This window comes from Clavibacter lycopersici (genome assembly GCF_003576405.1).
In the GTDB taxonomy this organism is placed as follows: Bacteria; Actinomycetota; Actinomycetes; order Actinomycetales; family Microbacteriaceae; genus Clavibacter; species Clavibacter lycopersici.
In genome coordinates this window covers 1-6,229 of sequence record NZ_QWGT01000168.1, presented here as the reverse complement: position 1 = coordinate 6,229, position 6,229 = coordinate 1, and the positions used below count along the sequence as shown (strand labels likewise).

Genomic DNA, 6,229 nt, shown 5'->3' with positions numbered 1-6,229 from the left:
GACGTCGTGACGGTCGGGGCGTGGGGGCGCGCGCATCGCTGGCGCCGCCTCGACCCGGCCGCGCGCCGGGCCGTCGACGACGCGCTCGACCGCCTCGGGCTGATCCCCCTCGCATCGCAGGGATTCGCCGCGCTCTCGGGCGGGCAACGGCAGCGCGCGCTGCTCGCGCAGGGGCTGGCCCGCGGCGCCGGCCTCCTGCTCCTCGACGAGCCGACCACGGGCCTCGACACCGCGAGCGCGGAGCGGATCCGCGCGATCATGCGCTCCGAGGCGGCCCGCGGCGTCGCCGTGGTGTGCGTCTCGCACGACCTGGCGGTGATCGACGATGCCGACCGCGTGGTGCGCCTCGAGGACGGGCGCGTCGTGGCGGACACCGTGCGCTGAGCGCCGGTCGATCGGCCGGTTCGCCGTCGACCTCGGCCTCGGCCTCGGCCAGGAGCCGGTGCGGTCCTCCCTAGTGGCCCGCGCCGAGCTCCCCCGCGAGGCGGCCGTGCATCGCGGCGGACGACGCGTTCATCCCGCTGATGACGGCGCGCTTGCCGTGCCGCTCGTACTTGTAGGTGATGGCGTCGAGCGCGGCGACCGTGGAGGCGTCCCACACGTGGGATCCGGTCATGTCGATGACCACGTGCTCCGGGTCGCCCGCGTAGTCGAACTGCGTGGTGAGGTCGTTGCTGGAGGCGAAGAACAGCTCGCCGACGACGGCGTAGTGCGCGAGCGGGGCGCCGTCCTCGTCCGTGCGCTCGGTGCGCTCGACGGTGGCGAAGTGGGCGACGCGGCGGGCGAACACGATCATCGCGACGATCACGCCGACGATGACGCCGATGGCGAGGTTGTCGGTGAGGACCACGACGATCACCGTGAGCACCATGACGAGCGTCTCGCCGACGGGCATGCGCTTGAGCGTCGACGGCCGGATGCTGTGCCAGTCGAAGGTGCCGACCGAGACCATGATCATCACGGCGACGAGCGCGGCCATCGGGATGATCGCGACGATGTCGCCGAGGCCCACCACGAGGATCAGCAGGAACACGCCCGCGAGGAACGTCGAGATGCGCGTGCGGGCGCCGGACGCCTTCACGTTGATCATCGTCTGGCCGATCATCGCGCAGCCGCCCATGCCGCCGAAGAGGCCCGAGAGGATGTTCGCGCCGCCCTGGCCGAGCGTCTCGCGGGTCTTGCGCGAGGGGGTGTCGGTGATGTCGTCGACGAGCTTCGCGGTCATGAGCGACTCGAGGATGCCCACGAGCGCGACGGCGAGCGCGTACGGCGCGATGATCTGCAGCGTCTCGAGCGTGAGCGGCACGTTCGGTATGAAGAGCGACGGCAGGCTGTCGGGCAGCGCGCCCTCGTCGCCCACGGTCGGCACGGCGAGCGCGGTGACGACGACGGCGACGGTGATCACCACGATCGCGATGAGGGGCGCGGGCACGGCCTTCGTGAGGCGCGGCATCACGACCATGATCACGATGCCGACGGCGACCAGCGGGTAGACGAGCCACGGCACGCCCACGAGGTTCGGGATCTGCGCGGAGAAGATGAGGATGGCGAGCGCGTTGACGAACCCGACCATGACGCTGCGCGGGATGAAGCGCATGAGCTTCGCGACGCCGAGCAGGCCGAGGACGATCTGCAGGAGCCCGCCGAGGATCACCGTGGCGATGAGGTAGTCGAGGCCGTGGTCGCGCACGACCGGGGCGACGACGAGCGCGATGGCGCCGGTGGCCGCGGTGATCATGGCGGGCCGCCCGCCGAGGAACGAGATGGCGACGGCCATCACGAACGACGAGAACAGGCCGACGCGCGGGTCGACCCCGGCGATGATCGAGAACGAGATGGCCTCGGGGATGAGCGCGAGCGCGACGACGAGACCGGCGAGCACCTCGCGGCTGAGGAGGCGCGGGCTCCTCAGCGCCTCGAGGACGGTGGGGCTGGGGTGGCGGACCGCGGGCGTGCGGACGGCGGGCGCGGGCGTGGCGGTCATGTCGACTCCGAGGGAGGAAGGTAGGGATCCCGGCCCGGTCGCCCTCGTGAGGCGCGTCCCGGTGCGGCTGGCTGGGAGGATGGCGTCGGCCGTCAGGCCGCACCGAACACCCTATCCTGACGTGAGGGTAGGGTCGAAGCGACCGGGAGGACGGGCGATGACCGAGCCGGAGAGCGCCACCACCATGCACATCGGCGAGATCGCCGAGCGCACGGGCCTGTCCCACCGGACGATCCGCCACTACGACGAGATCGGCCTCCTCCCCGCATCGGGGCGCACCGAGGGCGGGTTCCGCCTCTACACGCAGGAGGACCTCGACACCCTCATGCTCATCCGTCGGATGAAGCCGCTCGGGTTCTCCCTCGAGGAGATGCAGGACCTCCTCCGCGTGGTCGACGGCCTCGCCGACGCGGACGCCCCGGCCGCCGTGATGGCGGACCGCCGCGACGCGCTGGCCGCCTTCATCGCCGAGGCGGAGCAGCGCCGCGCGAAGCTGGTCGACCAGCTCGCGCAGGCGGACGAGTTCCTCGGGATGCTCCGGCGGCGCTGACCTACTCCGCCGGCACCCGCAGCGACGGGTGCCGCGGGGCACGCGCGAAGATCGAGATGACCGCGACCGTCACCGGGATGACCGCGAGGACGAGCACGGGCGTCCGGTAGCCCCCGGCGAGGTCGTGGCCGAGGCTGAGCAGGAGCGGGCCGACCGCGGTGGAGGCGAGGTTCACGCTGGTGGCGACCCCTCGGATCACGCCGATGTTCGCGGCGCCGTAGTAGCGGACGTACGCCGCCGCTTCGATGCCGCGGAGGCTGCCGCCCGCGGCGCCGAGCACGAGTCCGTAGACGATCGCCATGCCGCCGGGCGCCACGGGCGGCAGGAGCAGGAGGGCGCCCGCCATCATCGCCATCGAGAACGTGACGCCGTACTTCGGGGCGATCCGGTCGGCGAGGGCGCCGGTGGCCAGGGTCGCGACGATGCCGGTGACGGTCTGCGGCAGGAAGTTCGCGGCCGCCTCGGTGGCGGTGAGGCCCTGCTCGGTGAGCACCGAGATCTGGTGGAAGGCGAGCGCGGTGCTCAGGAGCCCTGCGGTCGCGAGGCCCGCGGCGATGACCCAGAACATGCCCGTGCCCGCGGCCTGGCGGAGGGTCCACACGGGCTCGCCGGGGATGGCGACGCCGCGGGTGTCGGTGTCGACGACGGCAGGCGCCGGGGCGGTCGGGCGCGGGAGCAGCAGGCCGATGGGGATCACGACCACGAGCACGGCGACCGCCTCCCAGCGCCACACCGTGTGGATGTCGCTCCCGGCGAGGAGGCGCTCCAGCAGCACGGGGACGAGCGAGATGCCGGCGGACCCGATGGCGCTGGCGGCGCCGAGCGCGAGGCCGCGGCGGTGCGTGACGGTGCGGGCGATCGCGGTGGTCGCGGCGAGCGACAGCGCGCCCTGTCCTGCCATGCGCACGCCCGCGAAGCCCGCGGTGAGGCCGACGATGTCGGCCGCGAGGCTGAGCAGCAGGAGGAACGCCCCGAACGCGACGCCGATCACGACGATGCTGCGGCGGATCCCGTACCGGTCGAGCGCCCGGCCGACGTACGGGAGGGCGACGGCGCCCACGAGGGTCCCGATGAGGTAGCTGACGGAGATCCCGGTGCGGGTGACGCCGAGCTCGGCGATCAGCGGGTCGGTGAAGACCGAGAGCCCGGCCGTCTGGCCGGGCGCGCTCATGAGCGAGAGGACGCCGCACGCCACGACGAGCGCGATCCAGCCGCCGCCGATCCGTCCCGCGCGCGAGCGGGGCGGGCGGCTGCGCCGGGGCGAGCCGGCGGCGGGGAGCGGGATGGATCCGGTCTCGGGGGCGTGCGTGCTCGTGGTGTCTCCTCCGATGCGGGGCTGGCGGGGCGGGCGGGTGCCGTCGCGGCGGCGGGCTCCTCGGGGGACGCTACCCGCGACCCCGGCCCGCCGCCGGTCGGGAGGTCAGTGGCCGGAGCCGAGGTTGCCGGCGAGGCGGGTGTGCATGGCGGTGGACGCGGCGTTCATGCCGACGATCTGCACCTCCTTGCCGTGCTGGTGGTACTTGGTCGTGATGGCGTCGAGCGCGGCGACCGTGGAGGCGTCCCAGACGTGGGATCCGCTCATGTCGATGAGCACGCGGTCGGGGTCGCTCTTGTAGTCGAACTGGGTGGTGAGGTCGTTGCTCGAGGCGAAGAACAGCTCCCCGACGACCTCGTAGTGCGCCGTCTCGTGCCCGGTGGAGTCGACGCTGACGCGGCGGTCGACCGTGGCGAAGTGCGCGACCCGGCGGGCGAACACGACCATCGCGACGACCACGCCGGCGACCACCCCGATGGCGAGGTTGTGGGTCGCGACCACGATGACGACGGTGAGCACCATGACGGCGGTCTCCCCGATCGGCATGCGCTTGAGCGTCGACGGCCGGATGCTGTGCCAGTCGAAGGTGCCGACGGACACGATGATCATCACCGCGACCAGGGCGGCCATGGGGATGATCGCGACGACGTCGCCGAGCCCGACGACGAGGACGAGCACGAAGATCCCGGCGAGGAACGTCGAGATGCGGGTGCGCGCACCGGACGCCTTCACGTTGATGAGGGTCTGGCCGATCATCGCGCAGCCGCCCATCCCGCCGAAGAAGCCGGAGAGCATGTTCGCCGCGCCCTGGCCCCACGCCTCGCGGGTCTTGTGGCTGGGCGAGTCGGTGATGTCGTCGACGAGCTTCGCGGTCATCAGCGACTCGAGGATCCCGACCACGGCCATCGCCGCCGCGTACGGGGCGATGATGCGGAAGGTCTCGAAGGTGAGCGGCACGTCCGGGAGGAACAACGACGGCAGGCTGCGGGGCAGCTCGCCCTCGTCGCCCACGCGGGGCACGCCGATGCCCATCACGATGACGGCTGCGGTGAGCAGCACGATCGCGACCAGCGGCGCCGGCACGACCTTGGTGAGCCGGGGCATGAAGACGATGACGGCCAGGCCCACCGCGACGAGCGGGTAGACCGCCCACGGCACGCCGATGAGCTGCGGCAGCTGCGACGTGAAGATGAGGATCGCGAGCGCGTTGACGAAGCCGACCATGACCGAGCGCGGGATGAAGCGCATGAGCTTGGCCACGCCGATCACGGCGAAGAGCACCTGGAAGACGCCGGCGAGGATCACGGTGGCGATGAAGTAGTCGAGGCCGTGTTCCCGGGCCACCGGCGCGATCACGAGCGCGATGGCGCCCGTGGCCGCGGTGATCATGGCCGGCCGGCCGCCGAGGAACGCGATGGACACCGCCATCACGAACGACGAGAACAGGCCGACCCGCGGATCCACGCCCGCGATGATCGAGAACGAGATCGCCTCGGGGATGAGCGCGAGCGCGACCACGAGGCCGGCGAGGACCTCGCGGCTGAGCATGCGCGGGTCCTTGAGCGCCTGGAGGACGGTGGGGCCGGCGGGGGGCCTGTGCCGGACGGGTGTGAGGGTTGCGGTACGTGTGGCCATGGGAGGGCTCCGTTCTGTGACGGGCGTCGCGCCCGCTCTGATGAGGACTGGGGCGCGTCGGCGCGCGGATCGAGGGCGGCCACGGCGGCGGAGCCGGGGGCAGCGGGGGAAGGGGGTCGGAGCCGGGCTCCTGCACGCTACCCTAACGTAAGAGGAGGGTTGCCGTCACGTCGGGACCCGTGAGGAGAGCCCGCGACCATGGGGACCGAGGAGCCGACCGCGTCCGTCCCGCCTGCTGCTGCGGCGGCGGCGGTGACCCTCACGGCGCTGCGACGCCCCTCCATCGCCGACGTGGCATCGCTCGCGGGCGTCTCGAAGCAGACCGTCTCCCGGGTGGTGAACGGCAGCGCGTCGGTGCGGCCGGAGACCCGCGCCCGCGTGGCCACCGTGATCCGGGACCTCGGCTACCGCCCCGACGAGGCGGCGCGCGCCCTCGCCACCGGCCGGAGGGAGTCGATCGGGATCCTCGTGCTCGGTCGCCCGGCCCACGAGAACGCGGCCGTCCGGGACGCGCTCCGGCACGCGGCGACCGCCGCCGGGGTGCGCACGGTCGTCGCGGGATCCGACGGGGAGCGCCGCGCCGACGTCGAGCGGGCGTTCGCGGATCTCGCCGGCGAGCGTCCGGGCGTGATCGTCGTCATCGGCAGCTCCCCGTGGTGCCGCGCCGCCGCGGAGGCGCTCGCCCCCGGCACCCCGCTCGTGCACGCGGACGACGCGCCCGGGGATCCCGCCGCCGACCCCCAGC

General features: G+C 73.0%; 6 protein-coding genes. 3 read left to right on the top strand and 3 right to left on the bottom strand.

Features of this window, described 5'->3' with window-relative positions:
• Positions 1–384: ATP-binding cassette domain-containing protein (locus DZG00_RS11055; RefSeq protein ID WP_119455623.1), on the top strand; the 384-nt coding region annotated here is incomplete at its 5' end.
• 70 nt (positions 385–454) lie between these two features.
• Here DZG00_RS11055 and DZG00_RS11050 read toward each other — a convergent pair.
• Complete coding sequence (locus tag DZG00_RS11050) at positions 455–1,984, bottom strand: SulP family inorganic anion transporter (RefSeq protein WP_119382769.1); 1,530 nt, start codon at positions 1,982–1,984, stop codon at positions 455–457.
• A 157-nt stretch (positions 1,985–2,141) separates the two neighbouring features.
• Here DZG00_RS11050 and DZG00_RS11045 point away from each other — a divergent pair, with 157 nt between their 5' ends.
• Complete coding sequence (locus DZG00_RS11045; protein WP_119382768.1) at positions 2,142–2,534, top strand: MerR family transcriptional regulator; 393 nt, start codon at positions 2,142–2,144, stop codon at positions 2,532–2,534.
• A gap of 1 nt (position 2,535) precedes the next feature.
• On the opposite strand, the gene DZG00_RS11040 is transcribed toward DZG00_RS11045, so the two are convergent.
• Together DZG00_RS11040 and DZG00_RS11035 are read right to left on the bottom strand one after the other, a co-directional pair.
• Positions 2,536–3,729 (bottom strand): MFS transporter, encoded by a 1,194-nt coding sequence (locus DZG00_RS11040; protein WP_233549142.1) that lies wholly within the window; start codon positions 3,727–3,729, stop codon positions 2,536–2,538.
• A gap of 225 nt (positions 3,730–3,954) precedes the next feature.
• On the bottom strand, positions 3,955–5,484 hold the full coding sequence (locus tag DZG00_RS11035; RefSeq protein ID WP_119383067.1) for a SulP family inorganic anion transporter: 1,530 nt from the start codon (positions 5,482–5,484) through the stop codon (positions 3,955–3,957).
• 198 nt (positions 5,485–5,682) lie between these two features.
• Here DZG00_RS11035 and DZG00_RS11030 point away from each other — a divergent pair.
• Positions 5,683–6,229: LacI family DNA-binding transcriptional regulator (locus DZG00_RS11030; protein ID WP_147359977.1), on the top strand; the 547-nt coding region annotated here is incomplete at its 3' end.

What these genes read in the sequence shown, in the direction of transcription:
- DZG00_RS11050 (WP_119382769.1), bottom strand. Translation starts at nt 1,984, where the DNA reads ATGACCGCCACGCCCGCGCCCGCCGTCCGCACGCCCGCGGTCCGCCAC.
- DZG00_RS11045 (WP_119382768.1), top strand. Translation starts at nt 2,142, where the DNA reads ATGACCGAGCCGGAGAGCGCCACCACCATGCACATCGGCGAGATCGCC.
- DZG00_RS11035 (WP_119383067.1), bottom strand. Translation starts at nt 5,484, where the DNA reads ATGGCCACACGTACCGCAACCCTCACACCCGTCCGGCACAGGCCCCCC.